Source organism: Paenibacillus gorillae, assembly GCF_000513275.1.
Classification (GTDB): Bacteria; Bacillota; Bacilli; order Paenibacillales; family Paenibacillaceae; genus Pristimantibacillus; species Pristimantibacillus gorillae.
In genome coordinates this window covers 19,023-36,344 of the sequence record NZ_CBVJ010000131.1, presented here as the reverse complement: position 1 = coordinate 36,344, position 17,322 = coordinate 19,023, and the positions used below count along the sequence as shown (strand labels likewise).

Here is a 17,322-nt window from a genome sequence, read left to right as displayed (position 1 = left end):
CCTTGCTCAAAGCCCAAATTACTTTATGAGAATTGTGAAAATATGAGGGAAAAATCCCCATTGTGGAGGAATTAGACTATCCCTGTCGAATTAGTAACGCTGGCAAGTTGAGAGTTGTGTCGCACAACCTCGTCCCTTACTCCGTAATCGACCGTTCCTTTATATAAAAAACAGGATGTGACTTTTGTGATAGAGATGCAAGACATATGGAAGACCTACAAAGACGGCACACATGCTCTCAAAGGTGTGTCCGTACGCATAGATCGTAATGAATTCGTATACCTGGTCGGACCGTCAGGCGCCGGCAAATCAACATTTATGAAACTTATTTACCGGGAGGAAGTGCCAACCAAAGGGCAAATTTCCGTCAACGGATTTAATATCGGGAAGCTGAAGCCACGTAAAATTCCGTACGTCCGCCGCAATATCGGCGTCATTTTCCAGGATTTCAGACTTCTCCCCAAGCTTAGCGTTTATGAAAATGTCGCCTTCGCGATGGAAGTGATCGAAGCGCCGCGCCGCATCATTAAGAAGCGGACGATGGAGGTGCTGGATCTGGTCGGCTTGAAGCATAAGCACGCCAGTCTCCCGGCCCAGCTGTCCGGCGGCGAGCAGCAGCGTGTGGCCATCGCTCGTGCGATTGTGAACAATCCGTCCGTTATCGTAGCGGATGAGCCTACTGGCAACCTCGACCCCGAGACATCTTGGGGCATTATGAACCTGCTGGAAGAGATCAATTTCCGCGGTGCGACGATCCTGATGGCTACGCACAACAAAGAAATCGTCAATACGATGCGTAAACGCGTAATCGCTATCGAGGACGGCAACATCGCTCGTGATGAGGCAAGAGGGGAGTACGGCTATGAGATTTAGCACCCTGATTCGCCATATTCGCGAAGGCTTAAAAAGCATACTCCGCAATGGATGGATGTCCTTTGCCTCTATGAGCTCCATGTTTATCTCCTTGTTCCTGCTTGGCGTATTTCTCATCGTTGCGCTCAACATCAACAGCTTGGCGGCGGACTTCGAGAGCCAGGTTCAGATCCGCGTTTATTTGCAGACAGATATCGATCAAGAGAAGAAGAATGAGCTGCAGAATAAGATCGGCCGCATGACAGAAGTCAGCAAGGTAACTTTCGTCTCCAAAGAAGAGGGGCTGGAGCTGCTGCGTGAAAACTTGGGCCAGGACGGCGATGATCTGCTTGACGGCTACGACAAGGAGAGTAATCCGCTGCCTGATTCCTTTACTGTAGAAGTGTTCGATCCGCAAACGATCGAAGCGGCTGCCGCGCAAATTAATGAAATCAACAAGTCGGATGATATGAAGCCGATTACCAAAGTGAAATATGGACAAGGCACCATTGAGACGCTGTTCAAAATAACGAATGCGGTTCGTAATATCGGTCTCGTAATCGTAATCGGGCTAGGTGTCACGGCGATGTTTTTGATCTCCAATATGATCAAAATGACGATTGTCGCCCGCAGGCGGGAAATCGGCATTATGAAGCTGGTAGGCGCGACCAATGCTTTTATTCGCTGGCCGTTCTTCATTGAAGGCGCAATTATCGGCGTCGTCTCTTCGGTCATAACGACTGCGGCTGTACTGTTCTCCTATTCGGAGCTGGTACGATTGACAAAAGTAGATATGGGACTGATGCTGCTGAAGCTGGTGCCGGTTGAGGAATGCGGTTTGCAGGTGAGTGTGCTGCTAATCGGTCTGGGTACGCTGCTCGGCATTTGGGGAAGTACAATTTCGGTTCGAAAATATTTGAAAGTGTAGGTGACCGCTCGGGTGAAAGGAAAAAAACTGCTTATTGTCATAACGATGCTGACGGTTTTTATGTTGCAGCCTGTAGGCGGTTACGCCGCTTCCTCTATCGATAAAATCAATAAGGATCTCGCTGCCGCGAAAAAACAGATCGATCAAGCGGAGAAAAACGCAGCTTCTGCGGAACAGCAGAAGGCTAACATTAACGGACAGAAAGCCGATGCACAGAAATCGATCGAGACGATTATGAAAGAGCTCGACACGGTGACGGTTAATCTGGTTCGTGTGCAGACGCAGGTGGATGATAAGGAAGAGGAGCTTCAGCAGGCTGGCGAGGATCTGGTGGAAGCGGAGCAGCGCGTGGAATCCCGCGATCAGCTGCTTCAACAGCGTCTTCGATTGATGTATGAGAATGGGTTCGTCTCGTACCTGGATGTTTTGCTGAGCTCTACCAGTTTTATGGATTTTCTCGATCGATTCGATTCGCTGCAATCGATTTTGAGCCAGGACCGCAACATTTTGGAGCAGCATAAAAAAGACAAGGCTCTCGTTATTGAAAAGCAAGATAAAGTTGCGAAAGCTTTGGATGAAGTTAAAGTATCCTACGCCAAGCTTCAGACTTATAAGTCGGAGCTGAAGAAGAAGGAAGAGCAGAAGGAAGTTTTGATCGCTAACTATAACAAAAAGATCGAGGAACTGGATGAAATCAGCGAGGAGCAGGAAGCGCTGCTGATTGCACTGGCGAAGAAGGTTTCCGATTTGGAGAAAGAAAAGAAAAAAATTAAAACCCCATACAGCGGCGGTAAGCTAGCGATGCCGATTCGCGATAACTACCGCGTAAGCTCCAACTTCGGTTATCGGATTCATCCGGTAACGGGCAAGAAAAAGCTGCATGCCGGAATGGACTTTGCCGTACCGCAAGGGACTCCGATCTACGCGGCTGAGGGCGGCGTTGTTATCGTCTCGCAAGTGTGGAGCGGCTATGGCAACTGCATCATTATCGATCATGGCAACGGTCTGTGGACGCTTTACGGCCATATTAAAAACAACGGCTTGCTGGTAAGCAAGGGCGATACGGTCAAACGCGGCCAGAAAATCGCGGAAAGCGGCAATACCGGCATCTCGACAGGGCCTCATCTTCACTTTGAAGTGCGCAAGGATCAGACTCCTGTTAATCCGAGCGGATATTTGAAATAATCGGATCAGTAATGAGGCAGCCTAACGGCTGCCTTATTTTTCAGCTGTTGAAAAGTGAAAAGCTGATTTTATCAATAAAGATGGACGGCTTGTCATATACTAGTGTGGTTAGCGAAATTTGACGCATGGCCTGTATGTGCGATTATGCGTACTGCGGCCATCATGGCAAAGGTGGTGTCGAGGTGCAATTTAGAGGACGTACCGTAGTCGCATTCGTCCTGTTGACGATGATTGCCACAATGGCGATTACATTGACCTGGGCGGACCAGCAAATGCTGCGGGATGCGGGGAAACGGCCTGCTGTTTCGGCAGCCGCATCCGAAGGAAAGGGCTTCTCCAAAGAAGAGTTGTCCAAAATGAATACGGTGCTCGATCTGATCGAGACGAAATATGTTCATGAAACGGACCGGAATAAACTGGTGGACGGCGCGGTACGGGGCATGATGACCGCATTAAACGATCCTTATTCCGTGTATATGGAGAAGGATGTTGCGCAGCATTTTTCGGAGACGATTGAAGGCTCGTTCACAGGCATAGGTGCGGAAGTAACGATGGACAAGGGGCGGATTATGATCGTATCCCCGATCAAAGGCTCTCCTGCAGAGCGCGCCGGTCTGATGGCTAAAGATGTTGTGGTGTCAGTTAACGGAGAAAAGCTGGATGGCTTGAGCCTGAATGAGGCCGTAGGAAAGATTCGCGGGCCGAAGGGATCGAAAGCGAAGCTGAATATTATGAGAAGCGGCTTTTCCGAGCCGATCGAGCTTATTCTGGTTCGCGACGATATTGACGTCGAGACGGTGTATGCCAAGAAGCGCGACGACGGAATCGGAATTATAGAGATTCGTCAGTTCTCTTGGAATACGGCAGAACGCTTCAAGGAGGAGCTTGCCCGTCTTGAGGAAAGTAATGGACTGAAGGGTCTAGTTATTGATGTGCGCAACAACCCGGGCGGCGTTTTGCCTGTCGTTGTGGACATTGCGCAATCCTTTGTGCCGAAAGACGAGACGATCGTACAGGTCGAGGACCGGGACGGGAAGCGGGATGCGTCCAAATCGAAGGATGGCATAGCGAAAAACTATCCGCTCGTCGTCCTGATGAACAAAGGGAGCGCAAGCGCATCTGAGATTTTGGCTGGCGCGTTGAAAGAACGCGCAAACGCCGTGCTCGTTGGAGAGACGACGTTCGGCAAAGGGACCGTCCAAGTGAGCTACAATAAGTCGCTTGGAGACGGAAGCTTGGTGAAGATGACGATTGCGAAATGGCTGACGCCGGACGGCAACTGGATTCATGAAAAGGGGATCAAGCCGGATATTGAAGTACAGCCTCCGGCATTATACAGTGCAGCTAGACTGTCATTAGCTGAACCGCTGCGCAAAGATACGATCGGGGAGCAGGTGCGCAGCGTACAGGTTATGCTGAGCGGCTTGGGGTATGATCCGGCGCGCAAGGACGGTTACTTTAGCGATGAGACGGTTCAAGCGGTGAAAAGCTTCCAAAGCGACGCCGGTCTATCTTCGACCGGAGAGGTGGACGCGAAAACAGCTGAAGCTTTGGAGCGGGCTGTTATCAAGTGGCTGCAGGACGAAGGTCATGATCTCCAAATGAAAGAAGCAATCCAAGCGGCCGGCAGGAAATAACCGGGCCGTGTCGAATGAATAATAGGTTGGCTCTGGTTAGTCGGAGTCAGCCTTTTATTTTTGGCGGCACAGGTTTTGCAGATTACATAGTTTACAGGAGAGGAGACGGTCGCAACGGTGGATACAGCTTTAACCTTATTAAAGCAACTGGAATCGGCAGCGGTGCACTTGCTTGCACAGCCTTTTTATTATATAGCGGTTTTATTTATTGCCCTGCAGTATACGAGGCAAATCCGATTGGAGCGGCAAATGTTTGCCGTACGTCTTCATTATTGGCCAAGGCTGCTCGGCCGGGCTATGCTGGCAGGTTTGCTGGCCGGCTTATGCTTCTCAGTCATTGGAGCGTTTATTGGAGCTGCGATAACCCAGGAGGCTGTGTTATGGCTATGGGGCTCAGCAGCAGTACTAATGCTGTTTCGTATACGTTATTTATGCTTTGCTTATGGAGCGGGGATTCTGGCTTTGCTGCAATGGATTGCCGGATTTATTCCGTTGGCCGGTCAAGGCGGGACGATTGCCCGCATGGCGGCATCGCTGGATCAGATCGACATGCCGGGTCTGCTTATGCTCGTTGCCCTTCTGCATTTGGCTGAGGCACTGCTCGTAGCCCGGCAAGGGGACAAGCTTGCAACGCCGCTGTTCCTGGAGGGCAAGCGCGGGAAGCTGGTCGGCGGCTATATGCTGCAAGGCTTCTGGCCTGTGCCGCTGCTGCTGCTTGTTCCGGCAGCAGGAGGTGAACAGACGGCGCTGCCTTGGGCGCCGCTGCTCGGCGCCGACTGGTCGCAAGGCTGGACGGTCATCGCGCTGCCAATGGTCATTGGCTTCAGCGAATTGACCCGTTCTATGCTCCCGAAGGAGAAGGCGAAGCATGCGGCCAAAGGGCTGACGCTATTCAGCATCGGCTTGATGGCAGCTGCTTTGTTGGCTTGGTGGCAGCCGGTGCTGCTGCCTCTTGCGGCACTTGTCTCTCTGCTTCTGCATGAGGTGATTATATGGCGCAGCCGATCGGTGGAAGCGGCTAGAAGCCCGTTATTCGTAAACGATCGCCGCGGTCTGCGTATTTTTGGGAATCGTGCCGGAAACACCGGCGGAGGCGATGGGGCTACAACCCGGCGAGATTATCGCTAAGGTAAATGGCGTTCGCGTCTATAATAAAGAAGATTTGCATGCGGCTCTGCAAAGTAATTCGGCGCTCAGCAAGCTGGAAGTTCTGAATCATGCGGGGGAAGTGAAATTCGTGCAGCGGGCCCGTTACGCCGGCGACCATCATCAGCTCGGTGTCATACTGGCGCCGGATGAGAACGCGAATTATTATGCCGCCGCAGGACCAAGCTCTTTGCTGGAGCTGCTTCGCAGCACTAGAACTTCCAATCGCCGTTCAGTGCCGGAGGAGAAGGCATCCGGCGAAAAAGCATCGCTCTAAACGCATGAAATGGCCGTTCTCGGCATAACTGGAAGGCTCCTTCCTAAACTGCAAAGTTTAGGAGGAGTCTTCTCTTGTTTTCCCATTGCAACACGCCCTTAATGAAGCTATAATAGACAGGAGAACATACATTCTTATATGTATTATTAAGATATAGAATCGGGACTTGCATGACGATTCTTTTCTGCTTGTTTTGAGAAAATTTGACTATAATGATAGATAGGCGCGGAGGGCTTCCGCTCAGCGGTGGCGCCGCCTGTGTTTATCCTGATATTTATAGCGGTTATAAGCATATATGCAACATATGGTTTTCAAAGAGCCGGGAACGGGGTGGAGGAAGCAAGTGAAAGACAAGTTTGTGTTGAAGTCGGAATATAAGCCGCAGGGTGATCAGCCTGGGGCAATCCGCGAGCTTGTGGCGGGCGTTAACGCAGGCGTGAAGCATCAGACGCTGCTTGGAGCGACAGGGACGGGAAAGACGTATACGATCGCCAATGCAATTGAGCAGTTGAACCGTCCAACACTCGTCATCGCGCATAACAAAACATTGGCAGCTCAACTTTGCAGCGAGTTCAAAGAGTTTTTCCCCGACAATGCCGTTGAATATTTCGTCAGTTACTATGACTATTATCAACCGGAAGCCTACATCCCTTCCACCGATACGTATATTGAGAAGGATTCCAGTATCAATGATGAGATCGATAAGCTGCGGCATGCATCGACCAGTTCTCTGTTCGATCGTCGCGACGTTATTATCGTTGCCAGTGTTTCCTGTATTTACGGTCTCGGTTCCCCTAATGAATACGGCAGTCTCGTGCTGTCGCTCCGTGTAGGCATGGAGAAATCACGCGATGCGATACTGCATAAGCTGGTCGATATTCAATACGCGCGCAACGATATCAGCTTTACCCGCGGTACGTTCCGCGTGCGCGGCGATATTATCGAGATTTTTCCGATAGCGAACAATGAACGGGCGATTCGGGTCGAGCTGTTTGGCGACGAGATTGAGCGCATTACGGAAATTGACGTGCTCACTGGCGAAATTGCCGGGGAACGTGAGCATGTCGCGATTTTCCCTGCCTCTCACTTCGTGACCAAGGAAGAGACGATGAAGGTTGCGCTCGTCAACATCGAACGCGAACTGGAGGAGCGTCTTGCGGTATTGCGGGAAGAAGGCAAGCTGCTTGAAGCGCAGCGGCTGGAGCAGCGTACCCGTTATGACCTTGAGATGATGGCGGAAATGGGCTTCTGTTCCGGCATTGAGAATTATTCGGGTCCGCTGACGTTCCGTGAGCGCGGCGCAACCCCTTATACGCTGATGGACTATTTTCCAGAAGATATGCTGATCGTGATCGACGAGTCGCACGTGTCCCTGCCGCAAATTCGCGCGATGTACAACGGTGACCGGGCGAGGAAGGAAATGCTGGTCAACCACGGCTTCCGCCTTCCGTCTGCTATGGACAACCGGCCGTTGAAGTTCGAGGAGTTTGAAGGAAAGGTCACGCAGGCTATCTACGTGTCGGCGACGCCTGGTCCGTATGAGCTGGAATATTGCCCGACGATGGTGGAGCAGATTATCCGGCCAACCGGCTTGCTGGATCCTATTATTGAAGTTCGTCCGACGAAAGGGCAAATCGATGACTTGCTCGTGGAAATCCGCGATCGGATCGCGAAGGATGAGCGTGTGCTGGTCACGACGCTGACGAAGAAGATGGCGGAGGATTTGACGGATTATTTCAAAGAAATCGGCATTAAAGTCCGTTACCTGCATTCCGACATCAAGACGCTGGAGAGGATTGCAATCTTGCGTGATTTGCGGCTTGGTACGTTCCATGTTCTCGTAGGCATTAACTTGCTGCGGGAAGGCTTGGACTTGCCGGAAGTGTCGCTCGTCTCGATTCTTGACGCTGATAAGGAAGGATTCCTTCGCTCGGAGCGCTCGCTCATTCAGACGATCGGCCGCGCAGCGCGGAATAGCGACGGACGCGTCATTATGTATGGCGATAAAATTACCGATTCGATGGACAAAGCGATTAAGGAGACGGAACGCCGTCGTGGAATCCAGATCGCACATAACGAGAAGCATGGCATTACACCGCAGACAATTAAGAAAAAGGTGTATGACGTTATTGAAGCGACAAAGGTCGCAGAAGAGAAAGCAGATTATTTGACCGGCGTGGGGAAAGGCAATATGTCGAAGAAGGAGCGCCAGTCGCTGATTCAAAGACTCGAGGCCGAGATGAAAGACGCAGCGAAAAACTTGCAGTTCGAAAAAGCTGCAGAGCTTCGCGACGCATTGCTTGAGCTTCGTGCCGAAATGGGATAGAGAGATGAATGGGATAGGAGGGCTTTCGATTGGCTAGTGATAAAATCGTCATTAAGGGCGCCCGCGCCCACAATTTGAAAAATATTGACGTCACGATTCCGCGCGACAAGTTTGTTGTGCTTACGGGGCTTAGCGGCTCCGGCAAGTCCTCGCTTGCCTTCGATACAATTTACGCTGAGGGACAGCGTCGTTATGTAGAATCTTTGTCGGCTTACGCCCGGCAATTTCTCGGGCAAATGGAGAAGCCGGATGTCGATTCCATTGAAGGTCTCTCACCGGCGATCTCGATCGATCAAAAAACGACAAGCCGTAATCCGCGTTCGACGGTAGGAACCGTTACGGAAATCTATGACTATTTGCGGCTGTTGTATGCCCGTGTAGGCAAGCCGCATTGTCCGGACCACGGCATTGAGATTACTTCACAAACGGTTGAGCAAATGGTTGACCGGATTATGGAGTATCCGGAAAGAACGAAATTGCAAATACTAGCCCCGCTGATCTCCGGCCGTAAGGGCGAACATACGAAGCTGCTTGCTGATATTCAGAAGCAGGGTTACGTACGTGTACGTGTTAACGGTGAGCTTCGTGAGTTGAGCGAGAAAATCGAGCTGGAGAAAAACAAGAAGCATACGATTGAGGTCGTCGTTGACCGGATCGTTGTAAAATCGGATATCCACAGCCGATTAGCCGATTCCTTAGAGACAGCGTTGAAGCTATCCGAGGGTCGCGCTCTCGTCGATATTATCGATCAGGAAGAGCTGTTGTTCAGTTCGAACCTGGCATGTCCGGAATGCGGATTCAGCATTGAAGAGCTTGCGCCGCGGATGTTCTCGTTCAACAGCCCGTACGGTGCTTGCCCGGAATGTGACGGCTTGGGTGTGAAGATGATCGTCGATCCGGATCTGCTTGTGCCTGATATGAGCAAATCGATTAACGAAGCGGCATTTGAGGCATGGGCGGGCAGCACGTCCAACTATTATCCGCAATTTTTAAGCGCAGTGTGTGAGCATTACAATATTCCGAAGGACGTACCGGTTGCAGAGCTGTCCGCTGAGCAGATGAAGAAGCTGCTCTACGGTACAGGAGGCGAACGAGTCAAGTTCGTCTATGAGAATGACTTCGGCCATCGCAAAGAAGCATACGTTCCATTTGAAGGGATTGTCCACAACCTGGAACGTCGTTATCGCGATACCGCATCCGATATGATGCGCGAGTATATAGAAGCCTATATGAGCGCGAAGCCTTGCAGCAGCTGCAAAGGTCACCGGTTGAAGAAAGAAAGTCTGGCGGTGACGATCGGGGCGCAAAGTATTTCCTATGTGACTTCGTTATCGATTGGCGAAGCGCAGCGGTTTTTCACAACGCTGAACCTGAACGACAAAGAGCGTCAGATTGCCCATTTGATTCTGAAAGAAATCAACAGCCGTCTTGGCTTCTTGGTCAATGTAGGTCTGGAATACTTGTCGATGAGCCGGGCTGCCGGTACGTTATCCGGCGGTGAAGCACAGCGCATTCGTCTCGCTACACAGATTGGCTCCAGTCTAATGGGCGTCCTGTACATTCTGGACGAGCCAAGCATCGGACTGCATCAGCGGGATAACGATAAGCTGATCGAGACATTGGAGCATATGCGTAATCTCGGCAATACGCTGATTGTCGTAGAGCATGATGAGGATACGATGCTTGCTGCCGATTACATTATCGATATCGGTCCTGGCGCCGGTATCCACGGTGGACAGATCATTGCCGAAGGTACGCCGGAAGAAGTGATGGCGGATGAGAATTCGTTAACCGGTCAATATTTAAGCGGAAGAAAATTCATCGAAGTACCGTTGCAACGCAGAGCGACGGGCGAAAAGTGGCTTGAAATTCGCGGTGCAAAGGAAAATAACCTGCGGAGCGTGAATGTGAAAATTCCTCTAGGTATTTTTACAGCGGTAACGGGTGTTTCCGGTTCCGGTAAATCCACGCTCGTTAACGAAATCTTGTACAAAACGCTAGCTCGCGATTTGAACAAAGCGAAGACGCGTCCTGGCCAGTATAAGGAGCTTCGCGGATTAGAGCACTTGGAGAAGGTCATTGATATTGACCAATCGCCAATCGGGAGGACGCCTCGCTCCAACCCTGCTACCTACACCGGCGTATTCGATGATGTTCGCGACCTGTATTCAACGACAAATGAAGCGAAAGTTCGCGGTTATAAGAAGGGCCGTTTCAGCTTCAATGTGAAGGGCGGCCGCTGTGAGGCTTGTCGCGGCGATGGCATTATTAAGATTGAAATGCATTTCCTGCCGGATATTTATGTTCCTTGCGAAATCTGCAAGGGCAAGCGTTATAACCGGGAGACACTCGAGGTTAAGTACAAAGGCAAAAATATTGCTGAAGTACTGGAGATGACTATCGAGGACGGCTGCAGCTTTTTCGAGAACATCCCGCGTATTCATCGGAAGCTGCAAACGCTGCTTGACGTTGGATTAGGTTATATGAAGCTTGGACAGCCGGCAACGACATTGTCTGGCGGCGAAGCGCAGCGGGTGAAACTGGCTTCCGAGCTTTATCGCCGGAGCACGGGAAAAACGCTGTATATTCTTGATGAACCAACGACCGGATTGCATGTCGACGATATCGATCGGCTGTTGAACGTTCTCCATCGTCTCGTTGATTCCGGAGAATCTGTACTTGTCATCGAGCATAATCTTGATGTAATCAAGACAGCCGACTATTTAATCGATTTGGGACCAGAAGGCGGCAATGGCGGCGGCATGATCGTCGCGTCGGGCTCGCCTGAAGAGGTTATTAAAGTGTCGGGTTCTTATACCGGCAAATATTTAAAACCGATTCTCGAGCGTGATCGTGAACGTACAGCGAATAAGCTGCGCCAATCGGAAAGTGTTGCAGCAGGCGCGGTTGAATAATAGATGGAAACGAAGACCGTTCGAATGAGTATGCTCATCCGAACGGTTTTTTTGCGTCAGGAATTGATGGTATGGAAAAGGTGGTAATAAACAATGGAAGAGATGGACATTTTATTGTTAGAGGAATGCTCGCTGCGGCAGTTTACAGAACTTCGTGCAAAAAATTGCTCCATTAATAAGGAAACGCGAAAACAGGTGACAAAGATAAGGAAACGAGAAAACAGGTGACAAAGATAAGGAAATGAGAAAACAGGTGACAAAAATAAGGAAATGAAAAAAAATGGTGACAAAGTTGTTACGAAATTCAGTTCGGACTTGCATCGGAGCGCGTCAGAAGATAACATAGAATTAATATAGGCTACGTGTGAATAAAAGGAGGGTACCCGATGTTTTTGGCAGAAGAAGCAGCAAAAGCAACCAGCAACATCAACCATTTTGACTGGTTTATGCTTGCATTTACCATTCTGATTGGGATCGGATTCGTACGACTGGTGATGACGAAACCGAAGAAGAACGTTTTTGCAATCGGATTCACAGCTGTCTCGTTAGCGCTTTTCCTGTACATAGATTACATTATGATCTTTAAAGTATGGATGGCGTAAACTAGCTAGCCAAATACTTATCAAAAGTAAAGTCTGCTCCCGGAGCAGGCTTTTTTTGTGCGTTCATTTAGGTAGTTCGACATTGTTCAGATTATGTATAGTGCTATGAGACATAATGTACAGTGCATATCTATTTTTCTGCTAAAAAACGACAAGCCGCCCTACCTACATAGCATGAATGTAACTGAATGCAGGCTGATTGTCATAAACGGAAAAGGAGGGAATGTGAAGTAACATTTATTCATTATTTCATTCATCAAGTTGGAGGTTCAAAGCAATGAGAAAAAAATCAGTGGCAATGATACTGGCTTTTCTGCTTATCTTTCAGTACATGAATTTTAACGGTTATTTCAACAAGGTTGAAGCCGCAGGAACGATTCCCGGTACGATCTTGACGAAAATGACGCTTACCCCGAAAGACCAGGAGCAGACGGTTATCGCGTCCGTCTATCAGGGTGATGATTACGTAAACACTGAATATCGCGTACAGCTTGAAAAAGAGCTCAAATTAAGCTATGAGTGGGCGCTTCCAGAAAATCATTCATACTCAGCCGGCGATACCTTTGTATTCCAGCTGCCGGATGAAATGGAAATGTACAACGACATTCCTGTAACTAATCTAGCCGGTGATCCATCGGTAGGCACATTCCAGATGGATAAAAATACGAAAACCGTCACGATGACGTTCAACGATGAAATTAATGCAGGTACGCCATCGAACGGTACATTAAGCTTCTGGAGTAAATTTACAAGCACAAGTGTGCAGCAGAAGACGGAAGTAAAAGTGAAGTTCGCGATTGGCGATGAGATCACAATTCCGATCGCGCCTAGCAACGGAACGCCTATCAATAAGAATGGCCAAGCGGATAAGCCGTTTAATGCTACCAAAATTACTTGGACTGTAGATGTTAATACAGACCTGAAAAATATTAAATCCGGGGTAGTTACCGATAACATACCTGCGGGGCTTACTTATGTTCCTGGTTCTATTAAAGTGTACCAAATGGACATCAATACGAACGGCACATTGTCGAATCCGATGTTGATTACTCCTAACGCGGTAACAGAGCCAGCAGGAGCTTCTACAGAGCTGAAAGTGGAGCTGGGTGATATTAACCGTCCTTACCGCCTCGTATTTGAGACGGACATTACGGATATCACCAAAGCCAACTTTACGAACACAGCCAAGTTCACCGGCAATGTTGGCGGCAATAATTTTAACGTCCAAGCTCCAGCTACTGTTCAAAACCAACGCGGCAAATTTCTGGATAAGTCCGGAAGCTACAATGAAAGTACACAAGAGATCAACTGGACGGTCAAATACAATTTTGGCGAAGATCCGCTTGCCGCAAATACAGTACTGACTGACTTGTTCGACAAAGAGCATTCGATTGACTTGACTTCCATTCATGTTTATCCGGTGGCAAACCCTGTAGCTGGCACGAAAGGGACAGAACTGAACAACCCTGCTGATTACACTGTGAATACCAATGTATCCAGCCATCCGAATTATAATGCCAATAAAAACGGATTTAATGTTGTCATTAATGCTGCGTCAAGCTCCGCTTATATTATTGAATATAAGACGAAACCAACAGGCAACATTTACAACAATGACACAATCTCTAATAAAGCTTATTCGATTGGCAAAGAGTCGAATGGCGTCAATGTTGACATTAAACAGCATTTCTTGAGCAAAACTCATGGGAATGTCAATTATGCAGCTCGTACAGTGGATTGGACCATTCATTTGAACAAGGACAAGTACGTCCTGTACAATACTAAATTTAAAGATGAATTTCCTGCAGGACTGAAGCTTGTTCCAGGCAGTCTGACTGTGAAGCAGAACGGAACTACGGTTACAAACTCTGTCTACACACTCAATTATCTAGACGCTTTGAACGAAGCAACGGAAAAAGGATTTGAGATCCTGCTTCCAGATGGCAACAGCACGTACACAATTACGTATACGACGCAGTATGATTTCATCCATACAAGCTATTTCTCCAACTCCAATTTCAACTTTGGCAACAAAGGAACTTACTATTGGAGCGAGAACAGCGACGGATCTAATGGTCAAAATCAAGTTGTAACGGAAACCTTCACCCCTAATAACCAAACGCAATGGAACGGTTATAAAGAAGGGGCTTATAACGCAGTCTCCAAGACGCTGACTTGGGGAATCGGTGTCAACTACAACAGTAAAGCGATGTCGAATGTCAGCGTTGCAGATGAACTGCAGCATAAGCAAGCGATCGATTTGAATACTTTAAAAGTGTTTGAGCTAACCGTTAATGCGAACGGCGGCGTGACGAAAAGCAGCACCGAGTTTACAGACTACACGCATAATGTGGTGACGCTAGCTAACGGCAATCAAGAGCTCACTGTTACATTCAATAACCCGATTAATCGGCCTTATTACATTACGTTCGATACAAGCATGAGCGGTGTGCTGATTGATCAGAACGTGCCGAACAAGGCGATTCTGAAGGGTGACGGTTATGCGAATAAAGAACTGGACAGCACCGTAACGATCAAGCAAGCTGGTGAATACGTTGCGAAGTCAGGCCAACAAAGCGGCGCAACGATCAAGTGGAAAATTGACATTAACCGCGGTCAATCGACCGTTGACGATGCCAAAATTATTGACGTGCCTGGCAAAAAACAGACGCTGATTAAAGAGTCGTTCAAGCTCTATCAGACGGTTGTCGATGCGCAAGGTAATGTGACCAGAGGGGCTTTGATTACAGACCCTGATGATCCGCAGCATGGGTATACACTTACCTTCACACCAATCACGGATGGCTCCGTCAACAGCGACGAGACTTTCGAGCTTAGCTTTAAACACCAGATTACAAAGCCGTACTGGCTGGAGTATGAATCGATGATTGATGCCACTAACGGGGAAAAAGTGACGAATAACGTCAAGTTCACTGGTTCGGGCGGTATCGAGAAATCGATCAGCAATCCTTCTGAAGTAACAGTCTCCTTATCCGGAGGCGAAGGTACAGGCAATACGTATCGCGGCTCGCTTAAGATCGTGAAAGTGGATAGCGAGAACAATGCGACTAAATTGAATGGTGCAAAATTTGAACTCATCCGAAACTCCAATGGACAGAAAGTAACGGGTGAAACGACCGGAGCAGGAGAATATGTGTTTACTAATTTGCTTTATGGCAAATACACATTAAACGAAACCGGTGCGCCAAGCGGTTATGCTATCGATACGGTAAGTAAAGCTGTTACGATCAACTCCACTACGGAGCAAGAGCTGATTGTAACGAATACCAAGTTGAAAAGCAGTCTGGAAGTTACCAAAGTCGATACGGACAATACGAACGTGAAGCTCGACGGCGCTGTGTTTGAGCTCTACAACAGCTCAAATGCTCTTGTTGATACGCAAACGACGGTATCGGGCAAAGCAGTGTTCTCTAACCTTCCTTACGGTACGTATACGTTAAAAGAAGTTACTGCACCAACCGGCTATGACATCATTGCATCGGAGAACAATAAAAGCATCACGATCAATGCATTGACAGTCAAAGCCGTAACGGTGAAAAACAGTAAATCAAAAGGCAGTCTCGTCGTTACAAAAGTGGATGCTGACGACAGTAACGTCAAGCTCCAAGGTGCTGTATTCGAGCTGTACAACAGTTCGAATGTGAAAGTCGATCAGCAAACAACGAACGGAACAGGCAAAGCAACCTTCTCGGGTCTGGAATTCGGTACGTACACGTTGAAAGAAACTTCTGCACCTGCAGGTTACGAAATTAATGCTTCACAGCAAACGAGCACGGTAACGATTACTGCAGCAGCTGCTAAAGACGTTACGATAACAAATAGTAAGTCCAAAGGCAGCCTGGAAGTGACGAAAGTGGATGGTGATAACACCAATACGAAGCTTTCGGGTGCCGTATTCGAGCTGTACAACAGCTCGAACGTGAAAGTTGACCAGCAGACGACCGATGCAAACGGCAAAGCAACCTTCTCGGATCTCGTATATGGCACATATACGCTGAAAGAAACGGCAGCGCCAGCCGGTTATGACATCATCGCATCGGAAAACAACCAAAGCATTACGATCAATACACTTGCCGCCAAAACGGTAACGGTGAAAAACAGCAAGTCTAGAGGCAGTCTCGTTGTAACAAAAGTCGATGTCGACGATAATAGCGTCAAGCTTGCCGGCGCCGTATTCGAGTTGTACAACAGCGCGAATGTAAAGGTTGATCAGCAGACTACGGATGCAACTGGTAAAGCGGTGTTCAGCAGCTTGTTGTTTGGCACCTATACGCTGAAAGAAGTCTCGGCACCAGCGGGCTATGAGATTATTGCTTCCCAGCAAACAAGCACGGTGACGATTGACTCAACAACAGCAAAAGACATCACGATTACGAATACGAAGCCAAAAGGCAGCTTGGAAATTACGAAAGTGGATGTTAATGATTCCACTAAGAAACTGGAAGGCGCTGTGTTCGAATTGTATAACAGCTCGAATGTGAAGGTTGGGCAGCAGACAACCGACGCCTCCGGTAAAGCAACCTTCTCGGGTCTGCTCTATGGAACGTACACGCTGAAAGAAGTTGCAGCGCCGGCTGGCTATCGGATTATCGAAGCGGAGAACAACAAGACAGTGACCATTAATTCACATGCGTCAGCAGGAATTACGGTTACGAACAGCAGAATTATTCTCCCGCCTAATCCAAGCCCGAGTCCAAGCCCAAGTCCAAGTGCTTCGCCTAGTCCATCGCCTAGCGTAGATCCAAGTCCAACGCCAAGCGCAACACCGGGTCCAAGCACTACGCCAAGCGTGACACCAAGTACAGCACCAAGCGCTACGCCGGGCACGCAGCCAAGTGCAACACCGAAGCCAAGCAATGGACCTTCGACTACGCCTCCGGTAGAGAGAGAAACAACACCGAAGGATACGCCGATTGAGGGTGAAATCGAGATTCCAGACGGCAGCATTCCTACACAAGGCATTCCGCCTGAGCATGGCAAAGTAACGATTGGTCTGGATGGTAAGTGGGTGTACACCCCAGACAAAGGCTATGTAGGAAAAGATAGATTCTCGATTATTGTTACAGATGAAGATGGCAACGAAGAAGAGATCTGGATCGAAATCGATGTTCTTAATCCGCTTGGCGGGCTGAACGGATCGCCAGATGTGAATCAGCTTCCGAAAACAGGCGAGTCCAGCTACTTGGGCCTGCAATTATTCGGTATTGCGCTTATCGCATTAGGAGCCATTCTGTTCTTCAGAAGAAAATCAGTACGCGGCAATCGTTCATAAGCCGATACTCATAACAAGCAAGCGACCCCGGCGTCAGGGTTAACGCCGGGGTCGCTTTTTTTCATTTCCGGTTTAATTCCTAGTAACCGGCTTGACAATGTGGTAGTTATCCGATAGGATTTAATTAAAACTGACTGACGAGTCAATCAGTTTTCTTAGAA

The 17,322-nt window shown here is 48.8% G+C and carries 10 protein-coding genes; all 10 read left to right on the top strand.

Annotated features, from left to right (window positions below):
• Nucleotides 1-186 precede the first annotated feature (186 nt).
• The gene (ftsE, locus tag TY10_RS25190) at nucleotides 187-873 is read left to right on the top strand and encodes a cell division ATP-binding protein FtsE (RefSeq protein ID WP_042169972.1); all 687 of its coding nucleotides are present in this window, start codon (nucleotides 187-189) and stop codon (nucleotides 871-873) included.
• Nucleotides 863-1,780: a permease-like cell division protein FtsX gene (gene ftsX / locus TY10_RS25185; RefSeq protein WP_042169970.1), complete on the top strand. Its 918-nt coding sequence runs from the start codon at nucleotides 863-865 to the stop codon at nucleotides 1,778-1,780. The genes ftsE and ftsX overlap by 11 nt, the downstream gene beginning before the upstream one ends.
• Nucleotides 1,781-1,792: 12 nt before the next feature.
• Nucleotides 1,793-2,965 carry a murein hydrolase activator EnvC family protein gene (locus TY10_RS25180; protein ID WP_238328013.1) on the top strand — a complete coding sequence of 391 codons (1,173 nt, stop codon included), beginning with the start codon at nucleotides 1,793-1,795 and terminating at the stop codon, nucleotides 2,963-2,965.
• A 182-nt stretch (nucleotides 2,966-3,147) separates the two neighbouring features.
• Nucleotides 3,148-4,602, top strand: coding sequence for a S41 family peptidase (locus TY10_RS25175; RefSeq protein ID WP_042169966.1), 1,455 nt, complete (start codon nucleotides 3,148-3,150; stop codon nucleotides 4,600-4,602).
• A 117-nt stretch (nucleotides 4,603-4,719) separates the two neighbouring features.
• Nucleotides 4,720-5,730, top strand: a complete 1,011-nt coding sequence (locus tag TY10_RS25170) for a serine protease (RefSeq protein ID WP_238328012.1) — start codon at nucleotides 4,720-4,722, stop codon at nucleotides 5,728-5,730.
• Nucleotides 5,699-6,025: a PDZ domain-containing protein gene (locus tag TY10_RS31890; RefSeq protein ID WP_238328010.1), complete on the top strand. Its 327-nt coding sequence runs from the start codon at nucleotides 5,699-5,701 to the stop codon at nucleotides 6,023-6,025. Before TY10_RS25170 ends, TY10_RS31890 begins: the two co-directional genes overlap by 32 nt.
• Before the next feature lie 304 nt (nucleotides 6,026-6,329).
• Nucleotides 6,330-8,351 (top strand): excinuclease ABC subunit UvrB, encoded by a 2,022-nt coding sequence (gene uvrB / locus TY10_RS25165; RefSeq protein ID WP_042170015.1) that lies wholly within the window; start codon nucleotides 6,330-6,332, stop codon nucleotides 8,349-8,351.
• A 29-nt stretch (nucleotides 8,352-8,380) separates the two neighbouring features.
• The gene (uvrA, locus tag TY10_RS25160) at nucleotides 8,381-11,266 is read left to right on the top strand and encodes an excinuclease ABC subunit UvrA (protein WP_042169964.1); all 2,886 of its coding nucleotides are present in this window, start codon (nucleotides 8,381-8,383) and stop codon (nucleotides 11,264-11,266) included.
• Between the two features lie 386 nt (nucleotides 11,267-11,652).
• Nucleotides 11,653-11,868, top strand: a complete 216-nt coding sequence (locus tag TY10_RS25155; protein WP_042169962.1) for a hypothetical protein — start codon at nucleotides 11,653-11,655, stop codon at nucleotides 11,866-11,868.
• A gap of 277 nt (nucleotides 11,869-12,145) precedes the next feature.
• The gene (locus TY10_RS25150) at nucleotides 12,146-17,161 is read left to right on the top strand and encodes a SpaA isopeptide-forming pilin-related protein (protein WP_042169960.1); all 5,016 of its coding nucleotides are present in this window, start codon (nucleotides 12,146-12,148) and stop codon (nucleotides 17,159-17,161) included.
• Nucleotides 17,162-17,322 lie beyond the last annotated feature (161 nt).

Coding starts and splice junctions, on each gene's coding strand:
- ftsX (WP_042169970.1), top strand. CDS start 863: ATGAGATTTAGCACCCTGATTCGCCATATTCGCGAAGGCTTAAAAAGC.
- TY10_RS31890 (WP_238328010.1), top strand. CDS start 5,699: ATGGGGCTACAACCCGGCGAGATTATCGCTAAGGTAAATGGCGTTCGC.
- uvrB (WP_042170015.1), top strand. CDS start 6,330: ATGGTTTTCAAAGAGCCGGGAACGGGGTGGAGGAAGCAAGTGAAAGAC.
- TY10_RS25155 (WP_042169962.1), top strand. CDS start 11,653: ATGTTTTTGGCAGAAGAAGCAGCAAAAGCAACCAGCAACATCAACCAT.
- TY10_RS25150 (WP_042169960.1), top strand. CDS start 12,146: ATGAGAAAAAAATCAGTGGCAATGATACTGGCTTTTCTGCTTATCTTT.